A 20,523-nucleotide genomic window follows, 5' to 3' on the forward strand; every position below is an offset into this window, starting at 1 on the left:
CTGTCGAGAAAAGAGAATGAACACAGCCAATATTAAAGCCTATGCCCCCGGGGCACGGCGGGATTTCATCCAGGCGGTAACCGAAAAGGCTCATCTGCTGGGATTGTCCGAAAATCAAATCGAGCCGATTGAAACCAGGGGCAATGTCGCTCTGATTGCCGGACGCCCGTACCCGAAGGACATTGGAACAATACGACAGGATCTGGAAAACCGCATCAGCCAGGACGGTTTTGAGCTGACCATGCGGAAAATGGCCTATACCTGGTTCAACCGTTTTATTGCCATCCGCTATATGGAACTGCATGACTGCCTTGATCATGGCTATCGGGTCTTGAGTAATCGGTCAGGTTCGGAAATCCCGGAGATACTGGAGCATGCCACGGACGTAGAGCTGCCCGATCTCAACAGAGAAGAGGTTGTTCGTCTTCGCCTGGCCGGGGATGAAGACAATACACTCTACCAGATTCTTGTTGTCGCCCAATGCAACGCGCTGAACCGGGCCATGCCCTTTCTCTTTGAAAGGATTGGCGGCTCTGATGAGCTTCTAATGCCGGACAACCTGCTGCATTCCAATTCACCGGTTCGCAGCCTGGTAAATAAAATCCCGGAAGAGGACTGGCAGCAGATTGAAATCATCGGCTGGATCTACCAGTTCTATATCTCAGAGAAAAAGGATGAGGTTATCGGCACGGTGGTGAAGTCGGAGGATATTCCGGCGGCGACCCAGCTGTTTACGCCCAACTGGATCGTGAAGTACATGGTGCAGAACTCGCTGGGGGCGCAGTGGCTGGCGACCTACCCGCACTCACCACTTCAAGGAGAGATGGAGTATTACATTGAGCCTGCCGAGCAGACCGATGAGGTGAAGGCACAGCTTGCGGCCATCACACCCGCCACCCTCAACCCTGAGGAGTTGACCCTTATCGACCCAGCCTGTGGTTCCGGGCATATTTTGGTGGAAGCATACAAACTCTTCAAGGCCATTTATCTGGAGCGCGGCTATCGACAAAGAGACGTCCCGCAGCTAATCCTTGAGAAGAACCTCTTTGGCCTCGACATTGACGGGCGGGCCGCACAGTTGACGGGTTTTGCCTTGATGATGAAGGGGCGGACTGATGATCGGCGACTTTTTGAGCGGGGAGTGAAGCTTAATGTGATGGCGCTGGTGGACAGCACGGGCTTTGATGTGGAGGGGGTGGCGAAAGGGGTGAAGCTGGGAGACTACGGGTTGCAGCCAGATGACCTCATTGAGCTGAAGGAGCTCTTTGAACACGCTACTACCTTTGGCTCGTTGATTCAGGTGCCTGAAGGGTTGGTGGTGAAATTGCCAGCACTGAAAAGGTTGAGCGAAGCGGCTAAAGGTCTCTTTTTGTCCGATGCACTGAAGTGTTTGGGGCTTCTTGTACAGCAGGCTGAATTGCTGGCGGCGCGGTATGATGCGGTGGTGGCTAATCCACCTTATATGGGAGGGCAATATCAAACGCCGGTTCTAAAAAAGTATCTGAAAGATCATTACAGAGGTTACGAGAGGGACATTTTTTCAGCGTTCATCGACCGCGACCTGACATTTAGTAAACTGCGGGGTAGACTCGGATTTATGTCGCCCTTTGTATGGATGTTCCTGTCGGCCCATGAGTATCTTCGAACACGACTCATCAATGAGGAAACTGTCACCTCTCTCGTGCAGCTTGAATACTCGGGTTTTGATGGAGCCACTGTTCCCATTTGTACGTTCACACTACAGAAGAGCCACGTGAATAAACAGAAGGGCTGCTATATCCGCTTGGCAAACTTTCGTGGTTCTGATCGTCAAGGACCGAAGACGGTGGAAGCGATCCAGAATCGCGAGTGTGGGTGGTTCTTCGAGGCCACTCAAGACAACTTTGGGGATATTCCAGGCAGTCCGATCGCATACTGGATTGGTGATGCTGTGCATAACGTTTTTGCCTCCGAACCGTCCATGGGCCGCATGGTCAGGGCCGCTGTAGGCTTGCAGACTTCGAACAACGAGAGGTTTGTCCGACTCTGGCCTGAGATATCCCTAAATTGTCTTAGTCTCGGGCTGGGGTCATTGAAGGGCGCAATTAGGTCCAGCCGGAAGTGGTTTCCGTTTAACAAAGGAGGTGAATTCCGGAAATGGTTTGGCAACCATTCCCATGTGGTCAATTGGGAGAACAACGGTTATGAGATACGGAACTACCGGAATGACGCAGACAAGGTTCTCTCTAGGCCCCAGGGAAGTGATTATTATTTCGAGGAATCTGTCAGCTGGACAGACGTAACATCTTCAATCAATGCATTCCGTCGATATCCGCAGGGATTTATTCATGGAAACACCGGCCACTCCGTATTTCGACTGTCCCGAGATCATGCCAGTGCAGTCCTGAGCGCATGCAATAATTGCTTCTATAGCGATGTCATTGCTTCTATCAGTCCAACTCTTCACTTTGATATTGGGTACTTCCAAAAACTGCCCTTTCCAACCAAATTGGTAGGCATCAGCGATGTCGTCATCGACCGATTGGTCTCTCTTTCCGAGCAGGATTGGAACGCCTACGAACGTTCGTGGGACTTCCAGTCCCTCCCCATCCTGAAAGCTTCCACCGAACCAACGCCAACCCTCGAATCCAGCTACACCGCCTGGATAAACCAGAACCGCGAAACCATCGCCGAGATGAAGCACCTCGAAGAGGAGAACAATCGCCTCTTCATCGACGCCTACGGCCTAACCGACGAGCTCACCCCCGACGTCCCCATCGAACAGATCACCCTCACAGTAAACCCCGCCTACCGCTACGGCGGCAAACTCACCGACGAGGAGTTGTGGACCCGCTTCCGCCAAGACACCATGGCCGAACTGGTCTCCTACGCCATCGGCTGCATGATGGGCCGCTACAGCCTTGACGAACCCGGACTTATCTATGCCAGCAGCGGCAATGAAAACTTTGATCCATCCCGCTACACCACCTTCCCGGCAGACGACGACGGCATCCTCACGCTCACCGACACCGAGTGGTTCGACGACGATACAGCCAACCGCCTCATTGAGTTCATCTCTGTTGCCTGGGGCGCGTCCCACCTCGAAGACAACCTCACCTTCCTCGCCGACAACCTCTCTCCAAAGAAAAATGAGTCAAGTCGCGACACCATCCGCCGCTACCTGTGCGACAAATTCTTCAAGGACCACGTACAGACCTACAAGAAACGTCCCATCTACTGGCTCCTCTCCAGCGGCAAACAGAAAGCCTTCCAGTGCCTCATCTATCTGCACCGCTATAATGAAGCCACCCTGTCACGGGTACGAAGTATGTACGTGACCCCCCTCTTCGGAAACCTCCATGCCCGCCAGGAATACCTGCAGAATGAATGGGATGCTGCCGACTCCGCATCAGCCAGGAAGAAGTTCCAGAAAGAGATCGACGATATGAAAAAGAAGCTGGCCGAGCTGAGCACCTTTGATGATGAACTCCGCCATTATGCAGACAAGCAGATTTCCCTTGATCTCGACGACGGCGTTAAGGTCAACTATGGCAAGTTCGGCACCCTGCTGGCTGAGAAGAAGAAGGTCACCGGGAAGGGGTGAAGGGAGGCAAAAGGTCTTTGTAGAGACGCCCAATTTGGGCGTCTTCAACACAACAGGTGGCTTATCTCACAACAGACGTTTCTGCAATGAAATTAATTTATCATCCTGTTTGTCCTGTCGTTTTTTTGGGGTCAGTAAAAAATGTAAATGGTATAAGACATTTTTTACCGCGAAGAACGCGAAGGAAAGAAAGACAACGACTATAGCCCCATGCTGATGAATCGATACTATTTTGAATTTATAACTATGGATATATTGGTAAGTTAGCAGTATCTACCGACTCAATTCATCTGCTATGCACTATAGATATCACCAGCTTTTGAAAAAGCCGAACTTCTCGGCAAAGAATACTTTTGTCAAAAAACGCTTCATTTACTTCGAAAACCCTCATGTATCAGAACATTTTTTCCCAAAATTTGCATAAAAACGGCTGAATGATTGGAGCCGGATGAGTCGAGAGATTCACGTCCGGTTTTGAGAGAGCCTGAAGGGGAAGTTCCTTTGGGCTACTCACCCGGGAGGGGCGGTCAGTGATGGCCGTTCCTATCCCGATATGTTTTTATTATTTATTTCAAGAAACTATTGGGCAAAAAGGTTCATGCTTTATCGTATTCTTTAATTAGTAAAACGTTTTTGCCAAATGCTCGCCTATTGTAAAAATTTAAACACTTTGAGCTACGATCTGTCAGTTTAAGATGTTCAAACATCTCATATTTTTCAACCAGGCCCTTGAATTTTTCTACACCGAATTCACCTAAGCAATGAAAAAACAGTAATTCAATTTCAGGTTGTGATAATTGCGCTCTAATAAAATTAGTGTATTTTTTTTTGTTTGTAATTGCAACGTCACTATCAACAAACAGTAATATTTGATAAAGTGTTTTTTGATAATGCTCAATAATTGATGAAATTTTTCTATAGTTCGTATTGTAATTGTCAATTACGGTAATTTCTTTAGGCCCATCCCCATCCCCTAAATCGTGAGTCCCTATTACATCAAGCCTTAATGTGCCTAGTAAATCTGGAAAACATTCTCTTCTTTTGCTAACCTCATGTTTATTTGATGGCTTATAATTTAATGACTCAACATTTTGATTATGTAGTGATAATAAATGGAAAAATGTATTTTCGAAACGCTGACATTTTAGGGTTTCATTTTGTATGGCAAACTCTTCTTTCTGGGCTTTTAATTCGTTACGAGTTAAGGATAACTCCTCTCTCTGCAATGACAGGTCCTCTTTTTGCATTACAATTGTTATTATTAAACCTGCAAATGCCAAGCCTGAAAATAGAGCTGTAAGTAATCCAAAACTATCTCCAAAAACACCTGAGCTTGTAACTGTGAATGATGAAATTGGCCAGGAAAAATATAGAATCACTATTGCATATAATATTACGCAACCCACCACACCTGAAATCAAAATATAACTAAGTTTTTTATGCGACATTTACGTCTCTTTTCAGCATCGATTTATTATTGAACATAACGCCACACATCAGCCGACCGCAACACGTAGCGGCGTTTGCGCAACAATGCCGAAGGCAGGCGCAAAAAACCGCGCAGTGTTGTGGATCGGCTGATGTGATTGTTAGCTTTATTCAGCAAAATCAACTATCCCCAAAAGATTCAGTAGACCAAGAATAAATGTGGCACCTGCAACCGACAAGACCAAAACCGCTAGTATCGGGTTATTCAAAAATCGATTCCTAAGCTGATCAGCAAGATTGTTCCCGAATGCTTTATTGTAAGTCACAAAAGCAGTATTAAGTTCTACAGACAGCTCCTCTGTTGCAAGGGGAAAAACATCATCAAGTGAAACAAGCGGGGCGATCATCGCTGAATTTTGCAGGCTAGTTATTTGATTGTTAAACGCTGTATTAAGTTCACTTTCAAGAACTGATCGGCGCTTGGTTAGTTCTTCCTGTGCTAGATCTTGAAACTTAGAAACCAATGATACTTTCTGGGTTTTGCCGACAAAATCGATGATCGTTGTAGAAATCAACTTTCGTTGTGTCTTGAACTCTTCCACAAGGGCATCATGGCCACCCTGGATGGTCATGCTTGAATTCAAGAGGCCTCTGGCATTCATTTCCTGCTTTACACGTAAAAACTCCTTCTGAAGGAATTGAGCGCGTTCTTTCCATCTCAAATCGAACAGTTTTCGCAGTTCGTGATCCACCAAGACTCCTTGGGAAGCTAACGGGGCTTGTAATAAGCTGCTATAGTGCATAGCAACTGAGTTGAGCCAGCAATATACTACTAACTTAACAATATATCAAACGAAACGAACGGGGTCGGGCCACGTTAACTCTCTGATTATTCGAAATTAACGTCCCATTCAGAGGTGTTTATTGAGCCTATATCTTCATTTCTACCATCATATTCGACATTATAGGTTCTGTGTTTTTCACGAAGTTGAAATCCGATGTCATGTTTTAAAACCTTCCGACCTTTACCACGAAATCCAAATTTCGAATGAATTGTTTCTACAAAACTTCGGCTTCCTACAGCTACACTTTCACTCCAACCCGGTTGCCTGCCGAAGGTCCTGTTGGTAACGGATTCATTTACCAATTCTTTGTGAGTCTCTCGGAAGGTACTATAGGATGCAAACCCTGTAAGTTTCGCTAACTTTTGATAATCAATGAGCACTGACTTCCTTTTAGGCATCTGGATTTCATTATATCCACAAAAAGGCCACTCAGAGGGATGTGCAACGACACCAGCACGAACCATCTTACAATCAATATAGACAAGGCATCTCAGCAGGTGCTGTTCGGTCTCCACTGCAGTTGAATGGTATCGATCCTCCCCAAAAGCTCCTTTCCTCTTTTTTCTCATATTATATTCTTCCCCGGTTCTTCCAGCAATCAACTGCAGTGATCGAGGTATGACATCTCTCTTTCCTGCATCTTGAACGAGTAAATGAATATGATTGGAAGTAACACAGTAATTGAGAATTACCAAACCGTATCGCTTTTTGGCAGCATACAACCACTGGACCCAATTCCGACGGTCCATTTTCAATTTAAGTAAAAAGTCCCTCTTGTGGCATCTGTGGGTAAGATGCCATACTTGACCAGGAATATAATGCCGTTTTGCTCTCGCCATAAGAAATTATTTTCTAATGCAGATCTATATTAACGTTTTTGAGCCTAAAAAACGCATTATTGACAGGTATAAGAGTTAAAAGAACACATCTTACACACGAATACAAACACTTACCTTGGCCCGCCCCTCGTTCCTTACCCCCTGGCCATGGTATTCAGAGCAAAGTTTTTGCAGGCTGTGGTCGGCCATGGAATGCAGGTGCCAGAAGATTGCCCTTCAACGTGGGTTGTTGACTGCAAAGATGTTGGCAACGGAGATAAAGCTATTGTGTATCTTGGGAGATATCTTTATCGGGGCGTAATCCGCGAGAAAGATATTCTGCTGTGCGAAAATGGCAACGTTACTTTCAGGTATCTTCATGCCAAAACCAACCAATACAGGACCAGGACTGTCACTGGAGAATATTTTCTCTACCTGCTCATGCTGCATGTATTGCCGAAAGGCTTTCGCAAAGTCAGATGTTACGGTTTTCTCCACCCATGCAGCAAGAAGCTTATCCGTTTTCTGCAGCTGGTACTCCGGATCAATCCGTTCAGGATGCTGGCCGGTAAACGAAAAAAGAGGTCGACAATTGTTTGTCCGGTATGTGGAGCGGCAATGAAAATCATAAAAACCAGGATACAACGTCCGCCAGCCAGGTGTATGCCCCCGCCACATCTGATGCTACAAAAGGGGGTGTCTGTGTAAGCTTTATTCGATATCACCAGTTTTTGAAAAAACCGGATTTCCCGGCAAGGGATACTTTTGTCAAAAAACGCTCCATTTATTGAGAAAACCCTCATGTATCAGAACATTTTTTCCCAAAATTTGAGAGATTGGCAACGAAACAGGCTGTACTTCACTTCTGTTTAATCCAGAATCCTCAAACCCAAAAAGCTATTTTATATATATATAGCCGGGCTTGTCCAACAAACGGTTCAGATCCTGGTTCGCTCCGCTCTCACGATCTAACCTTATTTGTTATGTTTTTAGCCTTCACTATTTTTCAGTTTTTCCAATTTTGTTTTCTCTTCTAGCTTTTTACGTTGGAGATAAAGTGATAGCCAAGAATCTGAGTTATCAAACTTGAGACCCCACAACGTAATTAAACTAAAAGCTGGTGTAGCGAAAAAAATACACACCATTAGTTGTTGCTCTATTTTTCTTGGCCAACCATCATTTGCCACAAGAAATACTACAACGGCAAACAAAATTACATTTAGCAGAATGCACAGAATACGCATTTATCCTCCTTTGAAACATAACGCCTGAGTTCAGCGGCATTTGAGGCGACGCCCGTTTTTGCGGAAGCAAAAATGGGTGGCGGGTCAAATGCCCGCTGCAACGATTTGTTAGAGCAAGGCTCGCTGACCATCACTGATTTCCTCGTCTATTTCTTCAGCAGATACGCCGACCGTCTCTACCTTAAGCAACTTATTGGCAATTGCTGGCTGAAAAAACTCCAGAATTCTGTTCGCACGGCGGCTCACCGGCCGATCCTCGTCGTCATCTTCCAACTCTACAAAAATTAGCGTGAGATCTGCATCCGTGCTTTTTGCTTGCTTGTAGAGGCGAATTTTGTTGAGCATCACGTACAAGCGATCAGCCATCATGAACGAATGAGAGTTGGCCCTCATGGCTTCCACAAAATGCTCTTTGTTATCACCTCGCACATACGCATCAAATACGATTCGACGATCCATAATAGGATCAATTCCGTGGAAGTTTGTTGAAAACTCTGCGTCCCTGATCCGCTCGGATGTTGGAATATCTAGGCGATCAAAGTAGGCTCGAAGTGCTAATGTTTCGGCGGCGCGCCATCGATTTACTCTGTCAGAACCACTACCAGAGGGTGTACGAACCTGAGCAGGAGAGCTTTCCTGTTCATCTGACTCTGCATCGCTCGACTCCTCTTCAACCGGTTCCTTCGCCTGAACGACCCCAAGGAGGTTTCCCCAGCTATCCGGCGGGGCGTTAAAGGTGGCATTGACCTGCCGCTGTTGGACATTTGAAACAAGAGTCAATAATTGTCCGCGCAATCCCGCGTTCTCCTCAGATAGCGAAGCCTTATCGGAGGCTTGTTCTTCGACTTTTCGCTGAAGTGAGATCAATTTCCCTAACGAAAGATTATCAAAAGACTCCGAAACACAGAGGACGATAATCAGCCCCAAAAGGGATAATAGACTCGGCGAAAGGGCGAATTGAGGCTCCCCCTTAAAGAACGCGAAACATGCCATTGTGATCATGACCAGCGCCAATCCGACAATGAGAGCTCGGACAAACCAGTTTGGCTGTGTTGTTGCGTTTTCGCTCATAAATTTCCCCTTGCTCTAACGGTTCATGATAACCGGCGGCGACGCGAACTTGCGTGACCCACCGCAATTTGGTTTTGCTTTTCAATAAAGCACAGACGTATATTCCATCCGGTTGATTAATTTGTTGGACGAAGCCGCTACGCGGCAGAAAGACCAAAGTGCTACTCACCTGCTCATAATCGACAAATTGTAACACTCCGCGCTGTCTGTGATAGAATCAAGTTCTATCGGCAAAACCCATTTGCCACACAGATCATCCAGAATAAAGCGGAGGTTACAATGAACACGAACATGCCTGTTGATCCTCAATTTACAGTCTGGTACCAAAAACATCAGAAATATTTAAAACTCTGTGGCCTGCAGCCCAAGACCATTGATGCTTACTCAAGAGCGATCAGGCGCATTGACAACTATTTTGATTCCAGAATAGACGATCTCACTTCTGAGCAGCTACTTGAGTATTTTTATGACCTGCTGGATGACCATTCCTGGAGCACCGTCAAACTCGATTTGTATGGCCTGAAGTTTTTCTATGCCAGAGTCCTGAACAAAAGCTGGGAAAAACTTCCCCTGATCAAACCGCCAAAGACTTCCAGAATTCCTGACATCCTTTCTATCCGGCAATTGGAAAGACTGTTTATCGCAACCAACAAACTGAGCTATCGAGTCTTCTTCTTTACTACCTACAGCATGGGGACGGACAACGAACGGGGTCGGGCCACGTTAACTATCTGATTACTCGAAATTAACGTCCCATTCAGAGGTGTTTATTGAGCCTATATCTTCATTTCTACCATCATATTCGACATTATAGGTTCTGTGTTTTTCACGAAGTTGAAATCCGATGTCATGTTCTAAAACCTTCCGACCTTTACCACGAAATCCCAATTTCGAATGAATTGTTTCTACAAAACTTCGGCTTCCTACAGCTAAACTTTCACTCCAACCCGGTTGCCTGCCGCAGGTCCTGTTGGTAACGGATTCATTTACCAATTCTTTGTGAATCTCTCGAAAGGTACTATAGGATGCAAACCCTGTAAATTTCGCTAACTTTTGATAATCAATGAGCACTGACTTCCTTTTAGGCATCTGGATTTCATTATATCCACAAAAAGGCCACTCAGAGGGATGTGCAACGACACCAGCACGAACCATGTTACAATTAATATAGACAAGGCATCTCAGCAGGTGCTGTTCAGTCTCCACTGCAGTTGAATGGTATCGATCCTCCCAAAAAGCTCCTTTCCTCTTTTTTCTCATATTGTATTCTTGCCCGGTTCTTCCAGCAATCAACTGCAGAGATCGAGGTATGACATCTCTCTTTCCTGCATCTTGAACGAGTAAATGAATATGATTGGAAGTAACACAGTAATTGAGAATTACCAAACCGTATCGCTTTTTGGCAGCATACAACCACTGGACCCAATTCCGACGGTCCATTTTCAATTTAAGTAAAAAGTCCCTCTTGTGGCATCTGTGGGTAAGATGCCATACTTGACTAGGAATATAATGCCGTTTTGCTCTCGCCATAAGAAATTATTTTCTAATGCAGATCTATATTAACGTTTTTGAGCCTAAAAAACGCATTATTGACAGGTATAAGAGTTAAAAGAACACACCTTACACACGAATACAAGCACTTACCTTGACCCGACCCTCGTTCCTTTCATCCTTTCATCCTTTCATTTCTTCTATATTCAAATCTTTCCATAAATTTGAGAGATCTTTCCTCTGAAGATTACTAATCCTATTCTTTTTTAACATGACACCTCTTGTACGTTAACGTTAAGTTAACCTGCGAGCTTCTGCGAGTCCGAAGCGAATGGTGTTAAACGCCTGGTTATTTATTAATTTACAGAATATGCTGATTACCTAATTTGGGCCAAAAACTATTTAGAAAAGATCTATCACCAGAGTTTAAAGGATATTCATAAATATTTCCTTCACGAATATATACAAATGCGGCATCTTCAACTGTGTCTGCGTTAATAAATCCTTCAGTTGAGAATTCCGTAAAAACACCCAAGCATTTTTTATTACGTTTTCTTGATAGAGCATTTTGCTCTGATAAAACGAAATCTCTCAGTATTTTTGCAGAAATGGTTTGATGTTCTTTCAAACTAGGAGCGATTATTGGCATAGCATCTGGATTTAAAATATCTGTAAGGTTAAGTGCTATTACACCTCTACATTTGGGAGACAAATCGTTAGCAAGTCGTTTTGATATTTGAACATTTGCAGCTTTTACTCTTTTTTCTAATTGTTTGTATGATTTTAGTCGTTTACATTCCACAAAAAGTTTTCTGTTTTCTATTATTACTACTACATCGGAGATACCTTTTAAATCAATAAGAAAACCTGCTTTCGCAAATCTAGATGCAATGTTAAGTTCAAATGCAAAGTCTCTAGATTGATCAGTAGAACTTGAATTTCTGAATCGTTTTCCTGAAGCCATTTTCTTGATCGTATCTACCAATTGAGAGCTATCAAAACTCTCAAAGGTCGTTTTTATACGGATTAGTTCATTCGCTTCTAGGTGAGCGTTCATAAACGTTTTAACACTTTCTTTCGCAGAACCTTGATTTTTATTCTTGATAAAATATTCTACATCTTTTTGATACTCTCCAAACCTTGTGATTTTATAATTCACGCCAAATGAATTAATCCAATCGCATGCTTCTTTATAATTGGTTTCTAATTGTTTACTTTCGGCGATAAATTTATCTGCTTCAGAATCGATGTATATAGGCATTTGATATAGATGATTATTGATTGAGATAGGTTCTTTACAATAACATTGTCATCAGCGGCGGCCCACACCGAGTTTTGTTCAGAGCAGTAACAAGTCATTTTACATTGGGCAAAGTATGAACCAAAATGCGCGAGGGCCGTCCGACTGTATGTGCAAGTTATGTATTTGCCTTTTGACAGAGTAAATAGCCAGAGAGCAATGCTTTGGTTTCGGGAAGTGACATGCTACCATATTGCGCCACTAAGTATTTTGTCGCTTCTGATACGTGAGAGTCTCCTGTGACTCCAGACTCAGATTTGAAATTACCAACTTTTGCATTAATCGTGTTAAAACTTAGATTCGATTTGCTTTCGAATTCCCTGCATAAATCACTTTGCATCCCTCTGGTAAAATTTTCAGCCTCGAGTTGTTTGAATATGACAAAACATCTTAACTCATTTTCTAAAGACCACTCTGAAGAAGAACTGAATTTGAACATAATTATTTCCTTTTTTGCATAACGTTCAAGCTCAGGGGCAAGCGGGATTTGCAGCACTGAACTTTGAATAAACTGAGACGTTGCCAGCAAGATTGAACTTCGAAAAACCGCCGTGCCCGCTTGTCCCTTGCAGCTCCTTGTTGTGTGCCGGGCACGGCACACGTTCTTAAGGGTGCGTTTAGCATAGCAGTCTCTTATATGTTAGACAAGTCCCAGACCCAGCCAGATGGAGGCGAAGGGTGTAGCGCTATTGCAACGGGTATTCGGTGACGGATCCTTGAAGGAAGCAGCTTTGCTGCGGCAGAGTAGCGCGAATGTGCGGGGCGACGTACAGAAATATCAAAACACGAACGGGGTCGGGCCACGTTAACTATCTGATTACTCGAAATTAACGTCCCATTCAGAGGTGTTTATTGAGCCTATATCTTCATTTCTACCATCATATTCGACATTATAGGTTCTGTGTTTTTCACGAAGTTGAAATCCGATGTCATGTTCTAAAACCTTCCGACCTTTACCTCGAAATCCCAATTTCGAATGAATTGTTTCTACAAAACTTCGGCTTCCTACAGCTACACTTTCACTCCAACCCGGTTGCCTGCCGCAGGTCCTGTTGGTAACGGATTCATTTACCAATTCTTTGTGAGTCTCTCGGAAGGTACTATAGGATGCAAACCCTGTAAGTTTCGCTAACTTTTGATAATCAATGAGCACTGACTTCCTTTTAGGCATCTGGATTTCATTATATCCACAAAAAGGCCACTCAGAGGGATGTGCAACGACACCAGCACGAACCATGTTACAATCAATATAGACAAGGCATCTCAGCAGGTGCTGTTCGGTCTCCACTGCAGTTGAATGGTATCGATCCTCCCAAAAAGCTCCTTTCCTCTTTTTTCTCATATTGTATTCTTGCCCGGTTCTTCCAGCAATCAACTGCAGAGATCGAGGTATGACATCTCTCTTTCCTGCATCTTGAACGAGTAAATGAATATGATTGGAAGTAACACAGTAATTGAGAATTACCAAACCGTATCGCTTTTTTGGCAGCATACAACCACTGGACCCAATTCCGACGGTCCATTTTCAATTTAAGTAAAAAATCCCTCTTGTGGCATCTGGCATCTGTGGGTAAGATGCCATACTTGACCAGGAATATAATGCCGTTTTGCTCTCGCCATAAGAAATTATTTTCTAATGCAGATCTATATTAACGTTTTTGAGCCTAAAAGACGCATTATTGACAGGTATAAGAGTTAAAAGAACACATCTTACACACGAATACAAACACTTACCTTGTCCCGACCCTCGTTCCTTCTGCCTTCTGTGCCTTTTTATGCATATATTCCCGAAAATGCTTCCGATGCCGCAGAAAAAAAATATCTGTAAGTTAGGATGTTGGTTTTATCTGTACTTTTTTTTGTTGTTCTCGGACAAGCTCCTAGACTAGAGGTCAGGTTTATTGGCTTGTTCGGTAGATATGTCAGAAACTCCCTTTATCCAATCATTTACAACTCTATTGTTTATCAAAAACAACACGATTATATAAATTGATATAAATGCAGAAAAATACCTGAAACATAAAAGGAAAAGAAGAGGATCTTTATTTTGACCGCTGAAGTTCCCTATGATTGTTAAAAATACAATTATATAGGAGATAAGCGCTAAAGAACTTGTGAAGTACACAATTTTCAATAATTTATATTCCTTCTTTAAAAAGTCTGTAGCAATAAAACAATGAGTCATTGTAGCGGCCATTACAGCAATTAGTATTGTACAAACAAATAGTTTCACAAAAACATAACTCATTGTTTGATCACATGCATGCGTGACAACGATACTCCATCCTATTGTTCCCGCTGGTGTAAAAAAAATAACAGTTAAAATGCCAAATAAAGTAGCTAAAGGTAAAAAACTCCGAAAAGAAATTTTGTTTTTATAATTAACGTTGAATAATGTTGGCAATAAATAAGAAGAAGCCATTAAACAAGCTAAAAAACCGATAATGAAATGACTTGACATATAAATCAAACTCCCAATTATTCCTGATAATATTTGCGACTTTTCAGTCCATGCCAGTATTTCATTCGGACTTGTTATTCCTATAACTTTCCTTGATATCTCACATGATAATATGTAATTCCTTTTAATGTAATGGAAGTAACCTGCGTATCCGCTGATAATAAAATTTACAATTATTGCTATTGCGGCAAATAAAATCAAACTCCATCTCTTATTAATTCTGAATACGTTCGATGATTTTTGTGAATAATTTAAGTCGATGACATCAAGCGGGGGCAACAATATGACTATGTATGGAAGAATTGTTGTTATTTTTATTACAAATCTCGGGACAATTCCTTCGTCAACCAACAAAAAAACCAATGTTGATATAATTCCAATTGAGGCAAATATCCGATCTTGAGTTGCTTTACACCGATCTGAATTGGTAGTGTTTTTTATTTTCATGGTATCGAATAAATCTAACGGGGCTTGCAATAAGCTGCTAGGAGCCTGTCAGAGAATAGGCATTTTATCCAAAATCAAGGCATTTTCACAAAACAAGCACAGCTATATAGTTGATATTATGAGCATTGGTTTTTGAAAATAACGAGAAGTTCGGGCAAAAGAGCGTTCTCGGACAGGCTCCTAGGATTTTGATTAAAATGTTTTTTATTTTAATTGCAACCGAAGTCTGCTTGATTGCGTGGTTAAGTGGAGCGCGTAGCGGGACACTTGGCCAGGCAATCCTCGATTGCAAGCCCCGTTAAATGAGGCCGCGGAGCGGTCTCATTTAACAGTGGGTTAAGTGGAAAAAATCCATAATATCACCCTATATGTGGACTCTTTTTCCACTATATTTCGTATTAAAGGTGAAAAATGGAAAATCATGTCCAGTTATTACTTTTATCTTCCATTTTTTCCATACAATTTGATATTATCACTGTTATGATGGAAAACAAGCAAAAATTCACTCCAAACCCTCAGCTCAAACTGAGGGATCAAGTGCGTGAGCCCCTGAGATACTCTCATTACGCACGCTTAATAGAAAAAAACATATTGCCAGCCCTATGTGTCAGGATACTTTTCGCTTCAAAAAATCAGTATAAATCCAAGGGCGAAGTGAGATCGAAAAAACAAAGATCGAATGCGCCCGGAAATTCTTCGACGAAATTAACAGCAAGATTAATCCAGACAATGTGAAATATGAGGGAGTTAACAGCTTCGGCAAGTTGATGGACATTGTGTGGAGCAGGAACAGTTGAGTAATACCAATCACATTTTTTACTGACCAGAGAACGCAACTGCGTGGACATCTTTTTTGGCGATTACGAATGGATAAACAGGCTGTAAAATGAGCTCATGGTAGAAGCGTCCGTTGTGCTGGAGACGCCAAAATTGGTCGTCTCTACGGAGCTTTTTCCTGTCTCCTGTCTCCCGTCTCCTTTCTCCCTTTTCCCACCCCTGCCTTTGAATCCACCAATACAAAATGGAAATAGTATAAGATCGTATACACCGAGAACATAGCCCCCTGTTACACCCTTACTTCCTCTTTTTCGGTTTCTCCAGATAATCGACGCCCTCCTCGTACAACTCCTTGAGCTCGGCCTCGATTCTTTCGCACAAGGTCTTGAGCACTTTGATGCGGGCAAAATATTTACTATTTGCCTCTACCAGGGTCCAGGGAGCATAAAGAGTACTCGTCTGGTCTATCATATCTGCAACGGCCAATTCGTACTCCTCCCACTTATTCCTGTTACGCCAGTCATCTTCAGTGAGTTTGAACCGTTTGAATCCAATCTTCTCCCTTTCCTTAAATCTCCGCAACTGCTCATCTTTGGTGGTGGCCAACCAAAACTTAACCACTACAATGTGATGACGGGCAAGTTGTTCTTCAAACGCTCGTTTACGTTTCCCCCCTTTCCACCGACGTTTGCCATACCGCGGTAGATACGTGTGGAGTTTTCCTCCCTTTTGCCGATCTTTATAAATCCAGTCATAAACCGTTGTATGGCAAACATGTTCTTCCAGAGGTAATTCAACAGAAAATCGAGAGCTTATAGACTCTGGGGACCACCCCAGTCGGAGCCACTTTTGTACAATCTGCAATACTTCAGGGTTTTGTTTTGTGGCCTTCTCAGCAGATTTTCGTCTGGTCATCGCGATGACATGAGCAACACAGGGATCATAGATTCCTTCAAAAGAGTTGCGATTAATTTCACGTGAAATCGTACTCTTAGAACGATTCAACGTATCAGCAATATCAGTCTGAAATCTTCCTGTTTGAAGAAATGCACTGATCTGGTACCTTTCTAAAAGAGTGATCTGTTGGTAGCAAGGACTTGTACATTTGTGCATGGTAACCTCCGGTTAAGTTGTGGTGACGTAACCATACCGGCAGCTCACTCTTTTTCATAGAACGCTGTTGCACTTATTGTACTCATCCAGCATCCATCAGGTTGTATTTTGTTGTTGTCATAAAATATGTATAATGAATTTGTTATTTCTGGTCACTACCTGGGTGCGGTTAAGCTTTTATAGAAATTCTAAAATTCAGGTTAGCAATCCATTTTAGAGGTTATATGTCTACGCTTATTATTGTTGATGACAAGGTTGAAAATTATGAATCCCTGCTTCCCGGTCTTCCTGAAGACGCCGAAGTGTTGTTTATTGATTCAACAGATAACGGGGTAGAACAGATTGCTGACTATCTGGAAGATCGAGAAGGATATGACGCCTTGCATGTCATTTCGCATGGCAGCAGCGGGAATCTTTACCTTGGCAGAGACGTCGTTGACATTGAAAGCATGCAGGCACAAAAGGATGTATGGATCAAAATTGGCCAGAGTCTTAACGAGACCGGAGACATTTTTTTATACGGATGCAATGTGGCGGAAGGGGAAAAAGGGGAAACGTTTATCCAGCAATTGGCAGAATTTTCCTCTGCGGATGTGGCTGCCTCCACCAACTCCACAGGCAGCGGCATGCCAGAGAACGATTGGGTACTGGAAGCCAGTACAGGAAGCATCGAAACATCAGATTCCCTCAATATACTGGAAACAAGCTGGCAAGGTTCTCTATCCTGGTACAACACGCTTGAAAGTGTCTCGTTGAGCAATCTCATCACTGACGCATTAACAGATAGTATCTTTAATTTTCAGGAAGTTTTTAATCTGCTGGAAACAGCAGTTGAAGATGGAATCACGGCTTTTGAGTTCAGTGATCTTCAGACATTCTATGATAATTCCATCAGTTTATTTTCAAATGACTACGTGAGGTATATCACAGATGCAGTGATTAACGGCAACCCCGCCAATGCGACATGGTGGGGAGGGACGTCATCAAGTTCTTCGACGATCACTATCGGCAATCTTTCTACTGGTTCCTCTGAATATGTTGGTGAAAGCTTGATCAACGAATGGTTCGAGGGCCTTGATCTTCCCATGCCGCTTGACGAAGATGGGAATACATACTCCTATGGAACAGTAACCGGCGACTTATTCGTTGATGGAGTAGCTGCTTCCGATGTTAACCAGGGGTATCTGGGGGATTGCTATTTTGTCGCATCCATGGGGGCTATCGCAGAATCACAACCACAATATATAGATCAGGCTTTTACTGAAAACTACAATGGAACCTATGGCGTTAGATTTTTTTACGAGGGTGAACCAATATACACAACGGTAAATGCAAGTATTCCTATATACGATAGTGCCTACAATTATAGTAGTGATTTTGTCTTTTGCGGCAATAATTCAGGTGAATTGAGCGGTGAATCCTGGGCATCACTTATGGAAAAGGCCTACGTTCAGGCAAATGCACAATATAATTTACACTTGCCGTCGGATGATATGAGTAATGATTACAGTGTTATCAGCAGTGGCTCTGCATATGTTATATCACAAATTACGAATCTTGAATATCAGGATTATGTTTCTGGTCCTGGTCATTATTCGAATGTTTTTACTGGTTCTGATTATGATACTTCGACATTTAAAGGCGTCCTCATCGATGCATTGGACGCGGGTGCAATTGTCTTCCTTGATAGTAATGTGGATACTTCTCGTGATGGAAAAGATGAACTTGTGTCCAATCATGCCTTTATGGTCTTGGGCTACAACAGCACCCAGGACACATTCACGATTCGCAATCCCTGGGGGGGGAATGACGATGATAATAATCAGGACTATTGGACAGAATTTCAGTCCCCTATTGAAGACTTCTGGAGTTCATCAGAGTATAAGTCCTGGGTCTCAATTTCTGATATTCCAACGGAGGACACAGCCCCGATTTTGACCGGTTTCACTCCAACTGACAACGCCACTGACGTCGAGGTAGACAGCAATATTACGCTGACCTTTAGTGAAGCGGTACAGGCGGGCACAGGCAACATCCTTATCTACAATGACGACGGCACGCTGGCCCGGAGCGTTGTGGTTACCGATGGCCAGGTCAGCTTTTCGAACGGTACCGTCACCATCAACCCCACTGTTGATCTGAGTTCCAGCAGCAGCTACTACGTCAACCTTGCTGCTGGAGTGATCACTGACATGACCGGCAACGACTTTGCTGGCATTAGCGGTTCAGATACGTATAACTTCACCACGATAGACAACGCAGCCCCGATTTTAACCAGTCTCACTCCAAACGACAACGCCACTGACGTCGGGGTAAACAGCAATATTACGCTGACCTTTAGTGAAGCGGTACAGGCGGGCGCAGGCAACATCCTTATCTACAATGACGACGGCACGCTGGCCCGGAGCGTTGCGGTTACCGATGGCCAGGTCAGCTTTTCGAACGGTACCGTCACCATCAACCCCACTGTTGATCTGAGTTCCAGCAGCAGCTACTACGTTAACCTCGCTGCTGGAGTGATCACCGACATGAGCGGCAACGACTTTGCTGGCATTAGCGGTTCAGATACGTATAACTTCACCACGATAGACAACGCAGCCCCGATTTTAACCAGTCTCACTCCAACCGACAACGCCACTGACGTCGGGGTAAACAGCAATATTACGCTGACCTTTAGTGAAGAGGTACAGGCAGGCGCAGGCAACATCCTTATCTACAATGACGACGGCACGCTGGCCCGGAGCGTTGTGGTTACCGATGGCCAGGTCAGCTTTTCGAACGGTACCGTCACCATCAACCCCACTGTTGATCTGAGTTCCAGCAGCAGCTACTACGTCAACCTTGCTGCTGGAGTGATCACTGACATGACCGGCAACGACTTTGCTGGCATTAGCGGTTCAGATACGTATAACTTCACCACGATAGACAACGCAGCCCCGATTTTAACCAGTCTCACTCCAAACGACAACGCCACTGACGTCGGGGTAAACAGCAATATTACGCTGACCTTTAGTGAAGCGGTACAGGCGGGCACAGGCAACATCCTTATCTACAATGACGACGGCACGCTGGCCCGGAGCGTTGCGGTTACCGATGGCCAGGTCACCTTTTCGAACGGTACCGTCACCATCAACCCCACTGTTGATCTGAGTTCCAGCAGCAGCTACTACGTTAACCTCGCTGCTGGAGTGATCACTGACATGACCGGCAACGACTTTGCTGGCATTAGCGGTTCAGATACGTATAACTTCACCACGTCTGAAGGCTATGATATAATTAACGGGACCACCGTCAATGGTGGTGATGCAGGTGACTCTCGAACGGGAGCCACTGCGGTTTCACTGGACAGTAATGGAGATGCCAGCATTACAGGTTATGCTGGGGAAAATGATTTTTATACGTTTGTCGCGCAACACCCTGGCACCGCGACCATTGATTTAACGGGATTGAGTTCAGATGTTGATTTAAGGTTATTGAGCAGCTCTGGATCACGGTTGGATTCCTCCTCTTCGCATTCCTCATATTCGGGTGGAAGTTCCAATGAATCGGTATCCTATAATCTTACCTCAGGAGAGACCTATTACGTGAAGGTCGATCCTTATGGCAACAATACCTCAGATTATAATCTGAGTATCAATACAGTCGCTGCTGTTAATGATATAGTTAACGGTACCACTATCAGTGGTGGTGATGCGGGTAACTCTCGAACGGGAGCCGCTGCGGTTTCACTGGACAGTAATGGAGATGCCAGTATTACAGGTTATGCTGGTGATAATGATTTTTATACGTTTGTCGCGCAAAACCCTGGCACCGCGACCATTAATTTAACGGGATTGAGTTCAGATATTGATTTAAGGTTATTGAACAGCTCTGGATCACGGTTGGATTCCTCCTCTTCGAGTGGAAGTTCCAATGAATCGGTATCCTATAATCTTATCTCAGGAG

At 43.9% G+C, this 20,523-nt stretch carries 11 protein-coding genes and 5 pseudogenes; 4 read left to right on the top strand and 12 right to left on the bottom strand.

What is annotated here, in order from left to right:
- Positions 1–16 precede the first annotated feature (16 nt).
- Positions 17–3,583: a BREX-1 system adenine-specific DNA-methyltransferase PglX gene (gene pglX, locus JWG39_RS03605; protein ID WP_205217990.1), complete on the top strand. Its 3,567-nt coding sequence runs from the start codon at positions 17–19 to the stop codon at positions 3,581–3,583.
- A gap of 596 nt (positions 3,584–4,179) precedes the next feature.
- Here the strand turns inward: pglX and JWG39_RS03610 are convergent.
- From JWG39_RS03610 to JWG39_RS03620, 3 genes are all read right to left on the bottom strand, one after another.
- Positions 4,180–5,031: a putative phage abortive infection protein gene (locus JWG39_RS03610; protein WP_205217991.1), complete on the bottom strand. Its 852-nt coding sequence runs from the start codon at positions 5,029–5,031 to the stop codon at positions 4,180–4,182.
- Positions 5,032–5,178: 147 nt separating this feature from the next.
- The gene (locus JWG39_RS03615; protein ID WP_205217992.1) at positions 5,179–5,763 is read right to left on the bottom strand and encodes a hypothetical protein; all 585 of its coding nucleotides are present in this window, start codon (positions 5,761–5,763) and stop codon (positions 5,179–5,181) included.
- A 137-nt stretch (positions 5,764–5,900) separates the two neighbouring features.
- Positions 5,901–6,695, bottom strand: a complete 795-nt coding sequence (locus tag JWG39_RS03620) for a transposase (protein WP_205217993.1) — start codon at positions 6,693–6,695, stop codon at positions 5,901–5,903.
- Positions 6,696–6,836: 141 nt separating this feature from the next.
- On the opposite strand from JWG39_RS03620, the pseudogene JWG39_RS16995 reads away from it, so the two are divergent.
- Positions 6,837–7,382, top strand: a pseudogene (locus tag JWG39_RS16995) (transposase); the annotation flags it as partial.
- 281 nt (positions 7,383–7,663) lie between these two features.
- On the opposite strand, the gene JWG39_RS03630 reads toward JWG39_RS16995, so the two are convergent.
- Entirely contained in the window at positions 7,664–7,918 is a 255-nt protein-coding gene (locus JWG39_RS03630) for a hypothetical protein (protein ID WP_205217994.1), read from the bottom strand.
- Positions 7,919–8,026: 108 nt separating this feature from the next.
- Positions 8,027–8,989: a hypothetical protein gene (locus JWG39_RS03635; RefSeq protein ID WP_205217995.1), complete on the bottom strand. Its 963-nt coding sequence runs from the start codon at positions 8,987–8,989 to the stop codon at positions 8,027–8,029.
- A gap of 279 nt (positions 8,990–9,268) precedes the next feature.
- Between JWG39_RS03635 and JWG39_RS03640 the strand changes: the two are divergent.
- Positions 9,269–9,685, top strand: a pseudogene (locus JWG39_RS03640) (site-specific integrase); the annotation flags it as partial.
- Positions 9,686–9,724: 39 nt separating this feature from the next.
- Here JWG39_RS03640 and JWG39_RS03645 read toward each other — a convergent pair.
- The 7 genes and pseudogenes from JWG39_RS03645 to JWG39_RS17005 all read right to left on the bottom strand — a co-directional run.
- On the bottom strand, positions 9,725–10,519 hold the full coding sequence (locus tag JWG39_RS03645; RefSeq protein ID WP_205217997.1) for a transposase: 795 nt from the start codon (positions 10,517–10,519) through the stop codon (positions 9,725–9,727).
- Between the two features lie 322 nt (positions 10,520–10,841).
- On the bottom strand, positions 10,842–11,741 hold the full coding sequence (locus tag JWG39_RS03650) for a hypothetical protein (RefSeq protein ID WP_205217998.1): 900 nt from the start codon (positions 11,739–11,741) through the stop codon (positions 10,842–10,844).
- A 157-nt stretch (positions 11,742–11,898) separates the two neighbouring features.
- Positions 11,899–12,309, bottom strand: a complete 411-nt coding sequence (locus JWG39_RS03655) for a hypothetical protein (protein WP_205217999.1) — start codon at positions 12,307–12,309, stop codon at positions 11,899–11,901.
- A 288-nt stretch (positions 12,310–12,597) separates the two neighbouring features.
- A pseudogene (locus tag JWG39_RS03660) lies at positions 12,598–13,400 on the bottom strand (transposase).
- A gap of 265 nt (positions 13,401–13,665) precedes the next feature.
- Positions 13,666–14,592 carry a hypothetical protein gene (locus JWG39_RS03665; RefSeq protein WP_205218001.1) on the bottom strand — a complete coding sequence of 309 codons (927 nt, stop codon included), beginning with the start codon at positions 14,590–14,592 and terminating at the stop codon, positions 13,666–13,668.
- A gap of 1,170 nt (positions 14,593–15,762) precedes the next feature.
- Positions 15,763–16,119: pseudogene (locus JWG39_RS17000) on the bottom strand (polyphosphate:AMP phosphotransferase); the annotation flags it as partial.
- A gap of 15 nt (positions 16,120–16,134) precedes the next feature.
- Positions 16,135–16,578, bottom strand: a pseudogene (locus JWG39_RS17005) (transposase); the annotation flags it as partial.
- A gap of 224 nt (positions 16,579–16,802) precedes the next feature.
- On the opposite strand from JWG39_RS17005, the gene JWG39_RS03675 reads away from it, so the two are divergent.
- The coding region (locus JWG39_RS03675) for an Ig-like domain-containing protein (RefSeq protein ID WP_205218003.1) at positions 16,803–20,523 on the top strand (3,721 nt) is incomplete at its 3' end.

Source organism: Desulforhopalus vacuolatus (assembly GCF_016918505.1).
GTDB lineage: Bacteria > Desulfobacterota > Desulfobulbia > Desulfobulbales > Desulfocapsaceae > Desulforhopalus > Desulforhopalus vacuolatus.